Origin of the sequence: Alteribacter lacisalsi, assembly GCF_003226345.1 — a bacterium.
Classification (GTDB): Bacteria; Bacillota; Bacilli; order Bacillales; family Salisediminibacteriaceae; genus Alteribacter; species Alteribacter lacisalsi.
Genome location: NZ_PDOF01000001.1, coordinates 2,024,832 through 2,040,437 on the forward strand (window position 1 = coordinate 2,024,832; position 15,606 = coordinate 2,040,437).

Below are 15,606 nucleotides of genomic sequence, written 5' to 3' on the forward strand. Positions count from 1 at the left end.
GAAGCGATGTACTTTAATATTGATCCGAAAAAAAACGTTCCGCTGTATGAACAGATTATCCAGCAGGTAAAAGAGATGGTTGCAAAAGGGATTCTTCAGCCGAACGAAAAGCTCCCCTCCGTCAGGGAATTAAGCTCCCAGATTGTGATCAATCCGAACACAGTGAGCAAAGCCTATCAGGAGCTGGAGCGCCAGGAAGTCATTGTTACAATTCGGGGGCGCGGCACATTTATTAACGATGCTGTTGTTCAGAGTAACGACCCAAAAAAGACGGAAGCGATCCGTGAGGCTCTCAGCCAGCTCGTTATTGACAGCCACTACGCCGGTATTGAAAAGCAGACGCTTCTGAAATGGATTGAGAACTTTTACACTGATTTAGGGGGAAAGAACGATGAACGTTGAACAGGTCTCAAAGACAATTCAGGGAACCACCGTCCTTAAAGATATTACGTTTGAAGTAAAGCCCGGCAGTATCGTAGGCATCATCGGCCGGAATGGTGCCGGTAAAACGACCCTCCTTCGCATCCTTACGGGAATCATCGATCCTACCGAAGGTGATGTACGGATCGACGGACAGAGCATTTTTGACGTGCCTGAAATTAAGCAGAACATCATCTTTGTGCCGGACTCATCAGAAGCGATGAAAAACTATTCCACTAAAGAACTTGTACGGCTGTATAAAACAGTTTATCCCCGATTTGATGAAGCCTACTTTCATCAGCTTATGAAACGATTTAATCTGCCTGCAACAAAAAAGATTAAAAACTACTCTAAAGGGATGAAAGCACTCTTCAGTCTGGTCGTGGCTTTTGCAGCACGGGCACGTTATGTGATTCTTGACGAACCTACTGACGGACTTGATGTCATTGTGAAACGGCGGATTTTGCGCACTCTAGTTGAGGAGGTAGCCGGCAACGACGTTTCTGTGCTCATTTCCTCCCACCGCCTGGACGAACTCGAGTTTATGGCCAACGATATCCTCGTTATTAAGGACGGACGTCCGGACAGCTTTTATGATCTGGATACGATGAAAGCCCAGTACAAAAAGATTCAGGTCGTGTTTAAGGAATACTTACCTGAGGAACTAAAGGCGCATGTAAACATACTTAATCAGACCGGGCGGGTGTACACCCTCATTGTCGATAGAAACATGGAAAAGATTGAGGAGCAGATTCGCCAAAATGAGCCGCTTCTCTATGAAGAACTGTCCATGAGCCTCGAAGATGTGTTCGTTGCCAGACTGGGGGGTGAAGAGTTTGTTTCATAAATCCCTTTGGATGCAGAATTACAAACAGTCCAAGCTGTTTGTGTGGATTATTTTTATGATTTTGTTTATTCACCTGCCGCTCTATACGATGATGACCCTCTCCAACTGGCGGGCACGCGAAGCGCAGCCTTATCAGTATTACGTTTCGGAGATTCATGTTTTCAATATTTTCTCTGGCGGATTCCTGAGTATTTTAATGACAGGAGCTGCTGTCGTTCTTGCTGCCCTCCTGGTTGGACTGGAGCGTAATACACGCCGGAACGATTTTACATTCTCTCTTCCTATTCGGAGAAGGGACATGTTCTTAGCGAAATGGCTTTTGGGTGCGGGCGTCATTTTTACATTTCATCTGCTCAATTTTCTGCCGGCCTTTTTTATGTTCCAATCATCAGAATTCAGTCATCTCCTCACCGAGTATTCGTGGCTGACACTCTACCTGTCGCCGGTTCTTTCCTTTATTCTTGTTTACACTTTTGCTCTTTTTATCGGCACGATTGCAGGTGAAATGATTTCACAGGTTGTGCTCACCGTCATTTTCGGATTATTCCCGATCGGTGCCTGGTTTCTCTTTCTCGGTTTTTTCCAGTCTCACGGCGGACGTTTTATTTATCCGCTCGACTATAACGTTGAACAGGTACTGACTTACATGAGCGTTCTGACCTTTCCCTTTGACCATATGGGAACAGGTAGTGATGTCTATCCTTTTTTCCTGATTGGTCTAGGAATCATCCTCTTTCTTGCTGCAGGTACGCTGCTTTATGAACGGACAAAAGTTGAACATAACGGCGAGTTTCTTATTTTCAAACAGCTGACCCCGGTTTTTCTGATCGGAATTGTGATCTGCTTTTCCCTCCTCGGGGGTACAATCATCGCCTCCCTCTTTATGGGTGCCGCTCCCGGACGGATTGGAGCTTTCTGGTTTGGCTACCTTGTCTTCGGCTTTTTCAGCTACCTGATTGCGAAAAGACTCCTGAGTATGAACCTGACAGTTAAAAACCGCTGACGATTGCCCTTTCCGAATCTTCGGGAAGGGCTTTTTTTCATTCCGTTTGTTTATATGGAATCGATTCATTATGTAAGAAAAATCCATTCTTTTTTCCTGTGTAAAACGCTTGCAAAACGTGTATATACAGGATAAAATAAAAATCGATTAATACTTGTATATACATTATTACTTGTTTCCAGGTTTAACTTTTCCCATTCAGAGGTATAAAGGAGCGAGCCTTCACGAGGCTCATAATCATTTGAACAGCAGGGGAATCTATTACCATCTATGCTCTTTTCCCTTTTTATGAAAACGATTACTCTCCCCTCAGACATGTAATAATACCCGTACTACAAATGACAGGAGGTCATACTATGGCTCAGTATGAAAAGCAGGTCAAAGAAATATTGGAAGCCATCGGCGGCGAGGAAAACATTGAAAAAGCCACCCACTGCGTCACTCGCCTTAGAATGGCACTGAAAGACGAATCGAAAGTGGATTCGGAGAAACTCGAAAGCATCGACATCGTTAAAGGATCTTTTTCCACTAACGGCCAGTTTCAGATTATTATCGGCCAGGGAACGGTGGATAAGGTCTACAAGGAACTGGTCGCAATGACCGGGATTGGCGAATCCACCAAGGATGACGTAAAAGAATCGTCAGCCAAGAACCAGAATTGGCTGCAGCGGGGCGTAAAAATGCTCGCCGACATCTTTATTCCAATCCTTCCGGCCATCGTAACTGCCGGTCTTCTTCTCGGAATCAATAACATTCTGACAGGAGAGGATATCTTTTTTGACGGCTCTTCCGTGGTAGCTGAATACCCTCAGTGGGCCGGCCTGGCTGAAATGATCAATATTATTGCAAGTGCCGCCTTCGTCTTTCTCCCCGCCCTGATCGGCTGGTCCGCCGTTAAACGGTTCGGCGGAAGTGAACTGCTTGGTATTGTTCTCGGTCTGTTTCTCGTCCACCCCGACCTGCTCAATGCCTGGGCATATGCGGAAGCACAGGAAGCAGGAGAAGTACCAACCTGGAACCTGTTCGGGTTGCAGATTGAAGCAATTGGCTATCAGGGGCAGGTATTACCCGTTCTTGTATCTGCCTGGGTGCTTGCCAAGATTGACATATACTTAAGAAAACGAATTCCTGATTCAATTCAGATGCTTGTTGTTGCACCAGTCGCTCTGCTCGTGACCGGTTTTCTTGCCTTTATCATTATCGGACCGATTACATTCGCTATTGCCAACGCCATTACAGGCGGATTTGTATGGATGTTCTCCACACTTCCGGCGATTGGCGGACTCGTTTACGGTGCTGTTTATGCCCCTCTTGTTATTACAGGTATGCACCATGCGTTTCTCGCCGTGGACCTTCAGCTCGTAGGTACCGGAAACGGTACATTCCTGTGGCCGATCCTGGTTATGTCCAACATCGCACAGGGCTCTGCCGCACTTGCCATTTATTTTGCAAGCCGAAACGAAAACCTGCGAGGCCTGTCAGCTACGTCTTCTGTTTCAGCTTACCTTGGGGTGACGGAACCAGCCCTGTTCGGGGTCAACCTGCGCTTTAAGTTTCCGTTTATCTGTGCGATTATCGGTGCTTCTACTGCTGGTATGTTTATTACCATTAACGGTGTACTTGCAAATTCAATCGGGGTAGGCGGACTGCCTGGTATCTTCTCGATCATTCCCGGCTATTGGACTTCCTTTGCAATCGGTATGGCTATAGCCATTATCATTCCGTTTGCACTCACCTACCTTTATGCCAAGCTGGCTTCAGACGAATTTAAAAAATAATAAGCTCCAGATCCCGGCTGTTCAGTCAGCCGGGTTTTTTATATGGTCAAAATCCGTGACATAATTCTTTTTCTTTACGGGAATAGGTAGATTTAGATGTGCTGTGCAGTGGAGGGGAGGACACGGATGAAGAACAATTCGATCTACCGGATTTCAGTTATTGTCTTTATGTTTATTAAGTTTCTGCTTCAGCTCTATATATTTAATAAACGACACAGGCACTGGGATTCCGATGCACGTGAAAAGTGGGAGGACCTGCTGAGAAAACAGGCAGCAGAGTACCGGGAAAAAGCGATTAAGCTGGAAGGCCTGATGATCAAAGGCGGGCAGTTTCTTAGCACCCGCGCTGACATTTTTCCTGAAGTGTTTTTAAAGGAACTGGATGATTTAATTGACCGGGTGCCGCCGGTTCCTGCAAGAGTGTCCCGTCAGCTTCTTGAAAAGGAATGGGGGCGAAGTATCTGGGACTGGCTGGATGAGATGAGCGATCAGCCGGTAGCATCCGCTTCCATCGGGGAAGTATATAAGGGGCGCTTACATAATGGGGATGAAGTAGCCATTAAAGTGCAGCGTCATAACGTGGAAAAAATCATCAATACTGATTTTAAAGCTCTCCGAATTGTACTCTGGATTGCCGGCCGTTTCACCCGTTTCGGCAGACAGGCGGATCTCGGCGCCCTTCATAAAGAGCTTGTTAAAACCATGAGTGACGAATTAAATTTCTCAAAAGAACTGAAAAACGGGGAATACTTTCAGAAACGGTTTCACGGGCAGGACGGTTTAAAGATCCCCCAGTATTATGAGGATTTTTCCACCCGGCGTGTGCTGGTAATGGAATGGATTGATGCTGAACGGGTGAACAATACATCCTTTCTGCAGAAAAATAAAATCGACCGTAAAGAACTGGCATCACGTGTTTTTAAGCTCTTTATGGAGCAGCTTCTCGATGATGGCATGTTTCATGCCGACCCACATCCGGGAAACATTCTTGTAAAAGCCGACGGGACGCTGGTCATACTTGACTTCGGGATGGTCGGTTCCCTGAAGCGTGAGGATGCCTTGAAATTAAGGAAGATTGCACAGGGATTTGTACTTGAGGATTACGCTCTTGTCGTTAAGCAGCTTGGGGAAATGGGTTTCCTTCTTCCTCACGCCAATAAATACAAACTGCAGATGATCCTCAGGCAGTCGGTTGAGGCGTATCTCGATCAGGGGATCGGCAAACTCGATCAGGATCTGGTCGGTGAAATCTTTCAGGATCTGCAGGAACTTGTTCAGGAGCAGCCGATTCAGCTTCCGGCCGAGTTCGCCTTTCTCGGCCGGGCCGGCTCGATCGCACTCGGGCTTCTGACCCTCATCGATCCGGATATCGATTTTATTGCTCTCGGCAAGCCGATCGTTCAGGAATGGCTGGAGGAAACCGAGGAAGAAGAAGGAAGCCTGAAATTGCAGGTTTTACGGGATTCGGCGAAACCTTTGCTTGCAGTTCCCCGTAACTTTAATGAATGGCTGCAGGGTCCTAAATATGCAAGACGGGCATCCAGGCGAAAGGAATGGCGCAATTACGACCACCACCGCTACATTATGTTTGTGACTCTTGCGTCGGTCACGTTTTTTATCAGTCTCACGTTCCTGTTTACCGGTCTGCTGCAGGAAGCTGAACTGCTGATGATCACAAGTGCAGCTGTCTCCGTTGCCAGTCTCACCGCCGCTTGTATCTTTTTAACCCTTCATAAACGCTGGGTTACCGGCTTCAGGCAGGCCGATTCAGACGAACCTAATGATTAAGGAGTGGAGAACATGAGTGATTTGCTGAAAAAAGGATTTTTAATTGGCCTTGGTGCCGCTGTAACAAGTAAGGAAAAAGCAGAAAAGTATTTTAATGAGCTGATTGTCAAAGGCAAAGTTACACCTGATGAAGCAAACGAAATGTTTGATGCGTTTGAGAAAAAAGGCAACGAAACAAACGAGCAGTGGAACCGTCGTTCAAAGGAAAAAGCCCAGCAGTTTTTCTCAGATATGGACATTGCGACAAAGACCGAAGTTGCGGCTCTTGAAGCAAGAATCAACGAACTGGAAACCCGCCTGTCCGCTCTTCACCCTCAAGCAGATGCCGGTGCACCGGAAACGGATACGGATCTTGAAAACGATCCGGTTCCATACAAGGATCCAGATAAAAACGAATAATCATTTTAAAACGCTCCCGTTTGCCGGGGGCGTTTTTTTCTATCCAGAATCTTACACAGCTCGTCCTGAATAAACAATAAGGCTTTACTAAACCTAACGGTAGCCACAGATTTTTAGGAGGAGCCGTGTATGAATATTTCGGAACTTACGTCCGGAGATCAGGTTTTTGTGATCTATCGGAATCCACACACCCAGAATGTTGCCCAGATACAGGAGGCAGCCGTTGTCGAGGATCCCTTTCATCCCGGACAAATGAGCCTGTTTTTATTTGAAGAGTACTATCCACTGACAGATGAATACGCCATTTACCGAAGCTTCCAGGAAGCCGAACACGAATACAATCAGTACTTCGACCTTCCTCAGGACGAAGACCTTTACTAGAGGAGGACTCATATGATCAAGCCGTTTATGCCTCAGCTCGTCTACATTGAACCCGGAGCTCTTGAGTATCCTCTCGGCGCGCAGCTTAAAAGCAAGTTCGAGGATCTTGGTGTGGAAATACGAAAAACCACTTCCCACAATCAGGTGCGGAATATTCCGGGTGAAAACCACCTGCAGAAATACCGCAATGCAAAATCAACGCTGGTCATTGGGGTCCGGAAGACGCTTAAGTTCGATACTTCCAAACCATCTGCCGAATATGCGATCCCCCTTGCCACCGGCTGTATGGGTCACTGCCAGTACTGCTACCTGCAGACGACCATGGGCAGCAAGCCGTATATCCGGACGTATGTAAATCTGGAGGAAATTTTTGATCAGGCACAGAAATACATGGACGAACGGGACCCTCAGGATACCCGTTTTGAAGCATCATGTACGTCTGACATCGTCGGCATTGACCACCTGACCCATTCCCTGAAAAAAGCGATCGAGTACTTCGGGAATTCGGAAAACGGCAAGCTTCGGTTTGTGACCAAGTATCATCACGTGGATCATCTGCTTGATGCGGATCATAAGGGCAAAACCCGTTTCCGGTTCAGTATTAACGCTGATTATGTAATTAAGAATTTTGAACACGGCACCTCCCCTCTTGATTACCGAATCGGAGCCGCAGCCAAAGTAGCCGATGCCGACTACCCCCTCGGCTTTATCGTAGCCCCCCTTTACATTCATGAAGGGTGGAAAGAAGGCTATGAGGAGATGTTTAAAAAACTGGACGCGAAATTAACGGATAAAGCTCGGGAGGACCTCACGTTTGAGCTGATTCAACACCGCTTCACCAAGCCTGCCAAAAGAGTCATCCAGAAAAACTATCCGATGACCAAGCTCGAACTCGATGAGGAAAAGCGAAAATACAAGTGGGGAAAATACGGAATCGGCAAGTACATTTACCAGAAGGATGAACAGGACGATCTTAAAGAGACCCTTCAGGGTTATATTGAGAAATACTTTCCAGACTCCAAACTTGAATATTTCACGTGAAAAAGAAGCCATCCTGGTTTTGCAGGATGGCTTTTCATTATGATTTTGACTGCGCCAGTTAAGAAATTTCAAGAACATGAGATCTGCTTAAAGAAGACCTGAGAGACCCAAGTAAAACCTAAGACCCCTAATTAAAATCTAAGACCCCTAAACAAAATCTAAGACCCCTAAACAAAACCTAAGACCCCTAAACAAAACCTAAGATCCACATAAAACCCGATCCCCCTATCCACTAAGCCGGCTCAATCCTGCTCGCTCACCGCCATCTCCCAGATCCGCCTCGTGTCCTCAGCTGTTACCTTCAGCCCGCTTCTTTTTGCAAGCACCGTTTCAACCGAAATGTAAGGCTCCTTCATTTCCAAGAGCACCCGGTTAACGTCCGCAGTGATTCTTTCTTTTACCCACCAGCCTGCCAGAAGCTGCTGCTGTTCTTTTGAAAGCGGGCTGCGTGACCCTTCAAGTTTTGCCCAATCCAGAGGGTTGTTCGGCTCCATGCCCTGCTCCATCTGCCAGCCGGCAGCAATGGACCACCGGATCGCATCCACACACTGCAGCGCATAGTACCACTCCTCTCTTGCGGCTCTCCTGTATGCTTCGTGTACATAGGCCAGCGTTTTTCCCCGCCATTTCTCCACCTGGCTCTGATTGAGTTCAGTGCTCAAAGCGATCGATTCCTCACGTATACCTTGCAGCCTGCCAGAAGGATCATACACAATCTCAAGGTCTTTCAGCCAGATACCCGGCTGCAGGTCACTGACACGGTAGATAAATACGTCCACCTTAAAAAAACCGTCGTAATGGGCAATCGTGTACGGTGCAGAAGGTCCGATATCTTCATAAAACAGCACCTTCCCCCACCTGTCCGGGAAAATCTTTTTCTTGTTGACAACACGCTCGAACGCCTCGTCCTCTGTCACGACCCTTACATCCAGATCGGAATAGAAATCCATACTGCCTGAAGCCACAGAGCCTCCGTAAAAAAGCCCGATCACACCGGGCATACGCTGCAGATCTTCTTCCAATGCCCGCTTCAAATCCTCCCGTTTCCGCGGGATCTGCCTGTCCCTCTCTGTCAGACTCATCCGTATCTCCCCTTAACCATTTTGTTAAAAGAATAGCACTATTTTCCTCAAATCAAAAAACAAAAAGCCTCCTCTTTATGAAGAGGAGGCTTTCTAAAACCTTTAAAACTGATACCCAAAAATGTTCAGGTAACCGAAAACGTACGAAGCGAGAATCGTGGCGGCAAACGCAAACACAAAGGTGGACAAAAACATCCAGTCCCGTCTGCCAACCGTCATTTTATGATAATGTGTACGCTCTGTTTCACCTGTAAATCCTTTGGACTCCATTGCAATCGCCACACGTTCAGCCTTTCGTATCGCATTTGCCATCAGAGGTATAGCGTAACGCCTGAACTGCCGGATTCGCCCCTTTATTCCTTTTGCCCTGCCGACACCTCTCACACGGTGGGCCTGTCTGAGCACTTCGAATTCGTGCCTGAACGTAGGCAGAAAACGGTACCCGGCAAGTATGCCGAAAGTAAGTTTTGGAGGCAGCTTGGCCTGCTGCATCAGGCTCAGCATGAATTTGGTGGAATCAGTCGTCAAAACAAACATAAGTGACAGGGCCACGATACAAAGGGAACGGACCCCCAGGCTGACCGCTGTTACAATCGCCCCTTCAGTCACATCAAACCAGAGAAATGAAAAGACAACCTCCCCCCCGGCAAATCGATCACTCGTATAGAGCATCGTCATCCAGGAAAAGCCCAGCGCCACAAGGATAAACGGTGAAAAAATGGCTAGATATCGTTTGACTGATATGTCACTAAGCAAAAACGTAACGGCGATCGTGAAAATCAGATACACAAGCGGCGTGAAAATATCGAACATGAACGCCAGCAGTACGCCGGGAATGAGGATGGTGAGTGCTTTTATTGACGGATTAATAGACGAGAGCATGACCCGTCTCCTCCTTACTGCCCCTGCTTCTCAGTTTCTGAAGGCGCGAATGAAACGGCATACGGAGTCTGGCTTTCTCTATAAGTTCCGGCTTCTGCCACAGTTCTTCCGGCGGACCGCTGAAGGCAATCGTACCTTCATTCAGGACGCAGACTCGTTCACAGTAGCGATCCACCAGATCCATATCATGAGTAACAAATACGATCGCGGTGCCGGACTGCTGGAGCCCACTGATCATTGCCATCAACTCATCCGTGGTTTTTGCATCCTGACCGAACGTCGGCTCATCAAACAAAAGTACACTTGGAGTGTCATCAAGCATGGCAGCTACACTAAGCCGGCGTTTCTGGCCGCCGCTCAGGGAAAAGGGATTGCTCAGCCGCTTATGAGTAAGATGAAATTTATCCATGAGTTCAGCTACACGGAATTTCATCATCTTTTCACCAGCCCCGTTCAGCTTCATACCAAAGGTCAGTTCATCATAAACCGTGTCGGTAATAAATTGATGCTCCGGATTCTGAAAAACAAAGCCGAGCTGCCGGCGCAGTTCTCTTTCATCCCACTTTTCCAGTGGACGGTCAAGAAATATCCCTTTGCCCGCTGACGGTTTTAACAGACCGGCCATCAGCTGCAGAAGCGTTGATTTACCTGCACCATTCTCCCCAACGATTGCAAGAAATTCTCCCTGCTTCAGTTCTAACGAAACCTCTGAAAGAACAGGCTGCTGTTTCCGCTTACGGGAAAAACTGACCCGGTCAAAGGTAAGCACCTGCTTTGTTCTGCCGGGCACAACCGGTGAGCGATCCAGGTAAGTGATTTCATCAGGCCCGGCAGCAGCGGCCAGGGCTTCTTCACTGAGCGGGCATGCTTCGATCCCTTTTTCAATTGCGGTTCTTACTACGCGAGGCAAATGAATACCTTCCTGCTTCAGGTCGTTATACCGGCTGTAGAATACCTGCTCCGGCGCCCCTTCAAGAAACAGGCGCCCTTCACGGTTGACAGCAAGAACACGGTCAGTGAGTTCAATCCAGTCGTCGAGCTGATGCTCGATGACAAGCACGCTCATCCCCCACTCCTGTTTAAGGCGGGCAATCATGGTAATAAACGATTTTCTCGAAGCCGGGTCCAGATTGGCAGTCGGCTCATCCAGAATGAGCAATTGCGGATTCAGAAGAAGCACAGAAGCGAGTGCGATCTTCTGTTTTTCCCCGCCGGAAAGCTCGTGAATGTTTCGTTCACGGTACTTTGTCATCCCGGTTGCCTCAAGCACTTCACCAATCCGCCGGTCCATTTCCTCCCTTTGAACCTTCAGATTCTCCAGTGTAAATGCCAGTTCGTTTTCCACCGTAATCATACAGAACTGGCTTTCCGGGTCCTGAAACACCACACCAATCTGCTGATTCAGCTCCCCGTCATGAAAAGATGAGATATCCGTCCCCTTAAAGAGGATGCTCCCTTCTGTCCATCCTTCTACAGCGGCTGGATAAAGCCGGTTCAAACAAAGGGCCAGCGTGCTTTTTCCAGATCCGCTCGGCCCCATCAGCATGACTGTTTCTTCTTCGCTGATTGAAAATGACAGTTCGTTCAGGACAGGTGCTTCTTTTTTATCAAAACCGAACGAAAATGACGAAACATCCACGAGTGGCCTGGTGTCATCGTTACGCTGATTTTTTTTCACGCTTCTCCTGCCGCTCCTTTCCGAGTGCATAGCCGCGGAGAACCCCGGTGTTGGCAAGCTGGTCACTTACATATTTACCGAGCAGACCTGCCAGAAGAGCACCGCTGAGGCATCGCACAATAAACATTGCAACTACAAGCGAGGGTGACAGGGCAGCAAAACCGGAAATGAACCAGCCCCACACGAAACTGAACACTGCTGCCGACACCCCGGCAAGAACGAGGACACTCAGTGTGTAGTTTTTCCAGCGTGTGGCTGCGAACGCCATTTCCGCGCCGAGGCCCTGGATAATCCCCGAGATAATCAGACGAGGTCCCGCCGGACTTCCGAGAAGTACCTGTACGGTCGCTGCAATGGTTTCGGATACGAGTGCAGCCCCGGGCTTTCGGATAATATAGGCGGCAATGATGGATACGATAAACCAGATTCCGAAGATCAATTCATAGCCGAACGGGGCCAGCCCAAACGGCGTCAGTACATTTGTAAGTCCCATACCAAAGAAGTAAAACATCAGGTATATAACCGCAAACACAACGCCCAGAAGGGACATGAGAACAATTTCTTTCAGCTTCCATGAATTGAGCATCTCTTTAAATTCAATGATTCTGTTTTTCATTTTGCAGTCCCCCTTACTTATCTTTCGTGGACGGACTGTTTGCAGATACGGCAGCAGTCATTGTCACGTGGCTGCGCTCATCGGTCTGGGCCGCGTTGTAGAACGCTTCCTCCAGCGTACGGAAGACATTATTCACATCTCCATCAAGTCGGCTCGCGTAATGAACCCCTTTTGTAAAGGTGCCGTGCCCGTCTGCAACTGCCACCTGATCGGCAATAATCTGCATGTAGTCAGGATTGTTGAGCGGGTAAAGGGAAAACTGCGTGGCAACTTCCACACGCTCCTGCTGCACTTTCTCTTCGTTCAGGCGTACATCATCTTCACTCATGTACGTGTCCCCATCGGAATCCCCAGGGCATCCAATTGAAAATGTGCCGTTAAACACAACGTGCACGCCTGTTTTTGCAGCATTGGTAAAAATCGCTTTTGTTACATCAAATACATGCTCACTGCGACCCCGCACACACGTACTTACGTCATCAGTCTTCATCCATACCTTGGCTGTATTCACTTCCTCCAAAGCACCTTTAATGATTTCCACAAAATTGTCCGCCATCGGATAGACCGAAAAACGGCATCCTACGATTCGGCTTGTTCCACAGCTTAGTCCCTGCATTTTGTTACTCCTCCTCAGTATTATCTTTTTTCAACATCCGGTCCGCAATTCTCCGGGTCAATTAAAAAAGCATCTTCTCCCTATAGGGAAAAGATGCAGTCTGAGTCTTTTAAAAAAGCACACGACCGTGCGCAAAATGACGTCACCTGCACTTCCCCACGCTGGTATTATCCAGTTCGGGTCCGAAGGGTTAACAGGAATTTCACCTGAATCTCAGCTTATAGCACCCCTAGTGCGAACACGTGTATGATGTTGTGCCCTTATTGTAACGGCAAACAGGTGAATTTGTAAACAGGCAGGCCTGCAGGCTGGCGCCAGCAGGACCGCGAATGTTTATGATTTCCATTTCTTCTTTTTCCTTGTTCCTCCAACAGTGCTCTTTTGCTCCGCTTCCTTACGCTCACGTGCGGCTGCCTCCCGTTTTTTGTCGGAGCTGTGCACGCTGAACCAGATGAAACCCCAGTATATGCCCATGACAAGGAAAATGCCGAGCCAGACGAGCAGCCTCAGCCACTCTTCTGGCATGAGAAACATGCGGAAATCAAAGTTATAAAAAACCACAAAGCTCACAGCGAGATAAATCAGCCAGATCTTCAGGGCAAAGTTCAGGATGCCCTCTTTCCAGATAAACGTCCACCGGCCTTCATCCACAAGGGCCCGCATTCGTTCCTTACGGTCATTCATGCTGTAATCGTCCTTCCTGTTTTAAGCGTCTGTGTGCTATTTTACCACAGGGGAACGGACGGTTACGGTCTGTTCTTTTCCCACTTGCTTTTTAGAAGACTGTAAGCGGCATGGTCCACGAACCGTCCGGCAACAATTTCTGACTCGCGCTGGATTCCCTCAAGCTCGAATCCAAGACGCTCGGCAATGGCCCGGCTTTTCGAGTTTTCCACCCCTGCTTTGATTTCGATTCTGTTCAGTCCCAATTCTTCAAAAGCATAATTAACGAGCTCACGAACCGCAACAGTCATAAGACCTTTTCCCTGATAATTCTCCCCGAGCCAGTAGCCGATGCTCGTTTTTCTGTTCCCGTAGTCGATCACATGGTACGCAGCTGTCCCGGCTACCTCTCCTTTATAAAGGATCGCGCAGGCAAGACTTCTGCCTTCTGCAAATTCTTTCAAAGTAGAGCGTATGTATCCTTTCGTATCATCAGCAGTTTTAATTGCAGGCGCCCACGGCATCCAGTGTGACAAATAGTCACGCCCCTCTTCTGTCAGTTGATAAAGCCCTTCTGTATGCTTATCCTGCAGAATTTCAAGTTTTGTATGCTCATTGATTTCTCTGTAAAACATTGTCTCAGTTTCCCCCTTGGTCTCTTTGCAGCCGTGCAGGCTTTATTTTTCCTTTTTCAATGGCTCTGTTAAAGAGTATTGTTGATTGATTTATGCTCACTGCGCTCCCTTTCCGCGGGCAAAAGATAGTGGTTTCACTTCGCTTCGAGCAGGCAATTTAATAACCAAAATAAAGACCACCGAGTGCCGGCGGCCATCCACGCTGATTAATGACAAATCGAGGCATCCTCATCCATCCCGCGCCTGCAGTAGTATCGCTCTTCGATGTTATCCAGGGACCATATGTCACCGTTTCTCGTCAAGTGAAGGAGAAGGTCCTCTCCAGCAATGGCGTCATCCTTGAGTCCCCAGTGGAGAATAAGAATCATCGCAGATTCCCCGTCTTCTTCATAGTACGTCCGCATTGCCAGTTCTTCCTGAGTATCCATCATCATTTCTGTTTCCCGCTCTCGGATCCAATCCATGGCCAGCACTTCAGCAGTCATATAGCCGCTTTCCTCAGCACTGTACCTATTACTGATTTCACCGCGGTAATCCTGCCAGTCTGTGAGGGATGGCTCAAAGCCCATCTCTTCCTCTTCAGGTGACTGTTCTTCAATGAACCAGAACTGTGTAAAGAAGTCTTCATCCGGAGTCATTCTCGGCGCCGATCTTCCGTATTCATTTTCTTCACCAGTTGTGCTGCCGTTTTCACTTGTTTCTTCCGAATCACTCCCGGTCTCCGCTTCCTCAGTCAGGCGCTCAATTTCCGCTTCCAGTTCTGCGATCCGCTCCTGCTCTGCCAGCAGTTCCGCTTCCTGCTCTTCCCGCTCTGCTGCATCAGCTTCGTTATCAGAACCGTTCTCCTCTGCTTCATTGCCCCCGTCAGCGTCTGTGTGCTCTTCCCCGTTTCCGCTCTGCTGCTCCTTATCGCCAGCCGATTGTTCAGCATCATTACAGCCTGCCAGCAGTATACCTGCGGCCAAAACAAGCCAGACACTTTTTTTCACGTTCGCTGCCCCCTTGGAAAAATCTATTCGCCTATTTTTCCGGATCGCTGCGGGACATGATTATGTCCCTTCACCTTTGATAACAATTTATTCAATTATATCAAATTCCCTCGGTAATTTAACTTAAAATCTGAACAGATCTCTCCCTGAAACCGTATGTACGTTTTCGCCGTATGTTCGTTCAATACGTCCATTTTTCAAATAGGCGCAGGCCTGTTCGTCGATTCCAATCCCGTCTGAGAGCTTTGCTCTGTCCAAAGCTTCTCGAAATGGTTTTTCCTCATCCCACTCGGTGTAATGTACAGCTACCCCTAGACTGGTAATGAGGCCAAGTCCTTCGAGTTGTTTCGGTTCGCCGTCTTCCGAGTCGTTTGGGGAGATCAGGCACTTTTCCGGAGCAATCAGAGCACCGGCAGAATTCCCTCCAAACGGTATGCCATCCGACACTTGCGAGCGGATTGCCTCTTTCACTCTGGACTGCGTATAAAGCTCATGATAACGCCCGGTATCCCCGCCGCCAATAAAAATACCTGTGGCTTTTTTGATAAGCCGGACCGCCTCCTCAACATCCAGCCTGCCGTCCTCACGGTCCATAACGACGTCAATCTGGGTCAGGCCTTCTTTCTTCCACACTTCTGTGTACCGTGGCAGATAGGATTCCCAGCCTTCCCTCCTCAGGATGAGGAGAACCACACTGCCGTCCTCACCGCCTGCGAGCTTTGCAAACTCTCGTCCGGGCTCTTCAAGGGTAGGGTCACCGCCGTATAAAAACAAATGCTTTGTCACTT

Annotated in this window: 17 protein-coding genes and 1 riboswitch; of the genes, 8 read left to right on the top strand and 9 right to left on the bottom strand. The window is 48.1% G+C overall.

Features of this window, described 5'->3' with window-relative positions; all coding sequences use genetic code 11:
- The first annotated feature begins 6 nt into the window (after positions 1-6).
- The 8 genes from CR205_RS10085 to splB all read left to right on the top strand — a co-directional run bounded on the left by CR205_RS10085 (position 7) and on the right by splB (position 7,657).
- Complete coding sequence (locus CR205_RS10085) at positions 7-402, top strand: GntR family transcriptional regulator (protein WP_110519160.1); 396 nt, start codon at positions 7-9, stop codon at positions 400-402.
- A complete protein-coding gene (locus CR205_RS10090; protein WP_110519162.1) occupies positions 392-1,267 on the top strand; it encodes an ABC transporter ATP-binding protein in 876 nt (291 codons plus the stop codon). Before CR205_RS10085 ends, CR205_RS10090 begins: the two co-directional genes overlap by 11 nt.
- Positions 1,257-2,270: a hypothetical protein gene (locus CR205_RS10095; protein ID WP_110519164.1), complete on the top strand. Its 1,014-nt coding sequence runs from the start codon at positions 1,257-1,259 to the stop codon at positions 2,268-2,270. The genes CR205_RS10090 and CR205_RS10095 overlap by 11 nt, the downstream gene beginning before the upstream one ends.
- 356 nt (positions 2,271-2,626) lie before the next feature.
- Positions 2,627-4,048 (top strand): PTS system trehalose-specific EIIBC component, encoded by a 1,422-nt coding sequence (gene treP / locus CR205_RS10100; protein ID WP_110519166.1) that lies wholly within the window; start codon positions 2,627-2,629, stop codon positions 4,046-4,048.
- Between the two features lie 126 nt (positions 4,049-4,174).
- Complete coding sequence (locus tag CR205_RS10105) at positions 4,175-5,836, top strand: ABC1 kinase family protein (RefSeq protein WP_161524740.1); 1,662 nt, start codon at positions 4,175-4,177, stop codon at positions 5,834-5,836.
- Positions 5,837-5,848: 12 nt separating this feature from the next.
- Complete coding sequence (locus CR205_RS10110; RefSeq protein WP_110519170.1) at positions 5,849-6,235, top strand: phasin family protein; 387 nt, start codon at positions 5,849-5,851, stop codon at positions 6,233-6,235.
- 129 nt (positions 6,236-6,364) lie between these two features.
- Complete coding sequence (locus tag CR205_RS10115; RefSeq protein ID WP_110519172.1) at positions 6,365-6,616, top strand: transcriptional regulator SplA domain-containing protein; 252 nt, start codon at positions 6,365-6,367, stop codon at positions 6,614-6,616.
- A gap of 12 nt (positions 6,617-6,628) precedes the next feature.
- Positions 6,629-7,657, top strand: a complete 1,029-nt coding sequence (gene splB / locus CR205_RS10120) for a spore photoproduct lyase (RefSeq protein WP_110519174.1) — start codon at positions 6,629-6,631, stop codon at positions 7,655-7,657.
- A gap of 242 nt (positions 7,658-7,899) precedes the next feature.
- Here the strand turns inward: splB and CR205_RS10125 are convergent, their stop codons facing one another.
- The 9 genes from CR205_RS10125 to CR205_RS10165 form a co-directional block, all read right to left on the bottom strand.
- Positions 7,900-8,739: a nucleotidyltransferase domain-containing protein gene (locus tag CR205_RS10125; RefSeq protein ID WP_110519176.1), complete on the bottom strand. Its 840-nt coding sequence runs from the start codon at positions 8,737-8,739 to the stop codon at positions 7,900-7,902.
- A gap of 102 nt (positions 8,740-8,841) precedes the next feature.
- Positions 8,842-9,621, bottom strand: coding sequence for an energy-coupling factor transporter transmembrane component T family protein (locus CR205_RS10130; protein WP_110519178.1), 780 nt, complete (start codon positions 9,619-9,621; stop codon positions 8,842-8,844).
- The gene (locus CR205_RS10135) at positions 9,605-11,299 is read right to left on the bottom strand and encodes an ABC transporter ATP-binding protein (RefSeq protein WP_161524741.1); all 1,695 of its coding nucleotides are present in this window, start codon (positions 11,297-11,299) and stop codon (positions 9,605-9,607) included. The genes CR205_RS10130 and CR205_RS10135 overlap by 17 nt, the downstream gene beginning before the upstream one ends.
- Positions 11,280-11,885 carry an ECF transporter S component gene (locus CR205_RS10140; protein ID WP_110519821.1) on the bottom strand — a complete coding sequence of 202 codons (606 nt, stop codon included), beginning with the start codon at positions 11,883-11,885 and terminating at the stop codon, positions 11,280-11,282. The genes CR205_RS10135 and CR205_RS10140 overlap by 20 nt, the downstream gene beginning before the upstream one ends.
- 43 nt (positions 11,886-11,928) lie before the next feature.
- On the bottom strand, positions 11,929-12,531 hold the full coding sequence (locus CR205_RS10145) for a YkoF family thiamine/hydroxymethylpyrimidine-binding protein (protein ID WP_110519182.1): 603 nt from the start codon (positions 12,529-12,531) through the stop codon (positions 11,929-11,931).
- A 136-nt stretch (positions 12,532-12,667) separates the two neighbouring features.
- A riboswitch (TPP riboswitch) is annotated at positions 12,668-12,772 on the bottom strand.
- A 92-nt stretch (positions 12,773-12,864) separates the two neighbouring features.
- Positions 12,865-13,215: a hypothetical protein gene (locus CR205_RS10150; protein WP_110519184.1), complete on the bottom strand. Its 351-nt coding sequence runs from the start codon at positions 13,213-13,215 to the stop codon at positions 12,865-12,867.
- 62 nt (positions 13,216-13,277) lie between these two features.
- Entirely contained in the window at positions 13,278-13,829 is a 552-nt protein-coding gene (locus CR205_RS10155; RefSeq protein ID WP_110519186.1) for a GNAT family N-acetyltransferase, read from the bottom strand.
- Positions 13,830-14,035: 206 nt separating this feature from the next.
- Positions 14,036-14,818: a hypothetical protein gene (locus CR205_RS10160; RefSeq protein ID WP_110519188.1), complete on the bottom strand. Its 783-nt coding sequence runs from the start codon at positions 14,816-14,818 to the stop codon at positions 14,036-14,038.
- Between the two features lie 123 nt (positions 14,819-14,941).
- Positions 14,942-15,604 carry a Type 1 glutamine amidotransferase-like domain-containing protein gene (locus CR205_RS10165; protein ID WP_110519190.1) on the bottom strand — a complete coding sequence of 221 codons (663 nt, stop codon included), beginning with the start codon at positions 15,602-15,604 and terminating at the stop codon, positions 14,942-14,944.
- Positions 15,605-15,606: the final 2 nt, after the last annotated feature.

Bases quoted from the DNA above. Each gene is read 5' to 3' on its own strand.
- CR205_RS10085 (WP_110519160.1), top strand. From the start codon at position 7: ATGTACTTTAATATTGATCCGAAAAAAAACGTTCCGCTGTATGAACAG.
- CR205_RS10090 (WP_110519162.1), top strand. From the start codon at position 392: ATGAACGTTGAACAGGTCTCAAAGACAATTCAGGGAACCACCGTCCTT.
- treP (WP_110519166.1), top strand. From the start codon at position 2,627: ATGGCTCAGTATGAAAAGCAGGTCAAAGAAATATTGGAAGCCATCGGC.
- CR205_RS10105 (WP_161524740.1), top strand. From the start codon at position 4,175: ATGAAGAACAATTCGATCTACCGGATTTCAGTTATTGTCTTTATGTTT.
- CR205_RS10110 (WP_110519170.1), top strand. From the start codon at position 5,849: ATGAGTGATTTGCTGAAAAAAGGATTTTTAATTGGCCTTGGTGCCGCT.
- CR205_RS10115 (WP_110519172.1), top strand. From the start codon at position 6,365: ATGAATATTTCGGAACTTACGTCCGGAGATCAGGTTTTTGTGATCTAT.
- splB (WP_110519174.1), top strand. From the start codon at position 6,629: ATGATCAAGCCGTTTATGCCTCAGCTCGTCTACATTGAACCCGGAGCT.
- CR205_RS10125 (WP_110519176.1), bottom strand. From the start codon at position 8,739: ATGAGTCTGACAGAGAGGGACAGGCAGATCCCGCGGAAACGGGAGGAT.
- CR205_RS10130 (WP_110519178.1), bottom strand. From the start codon at position 9,621: ATGCTCTCGTCTATTAATCCGTCAATAAAAGCACTCACCATCCTCATT.
- CR205_RS10140 (WP_110519821.1), bottom strand. From the start codon at position 11,885: ATGCTCAATTCATGGAAGCTGAAAGAAATTGTTCTCATGTCCCTTCTG.
- CR205_RS10145 (WP_110519182.1), bottom strand. From the start codon at position 12,531: ATGCAGGGACTAAGCTGTGGAACAAGCCGAATCGTAGGATGCCGTTTT.
- CR205_RS10150 (WP_110519184.1), bottom strand. From the start codon at position 13,215: ATGAATGACCGTAAGGAACGAATGCGGGCCCTTGTGGATGAAGGCCGG.
- CR205_RS10155 (WP_110519186.1), bottom strand. From the start codon at position 13,829: ATGTTTTACAGAGAAATCAATGAGCATACAAAACTTGAAATTCTGCAG.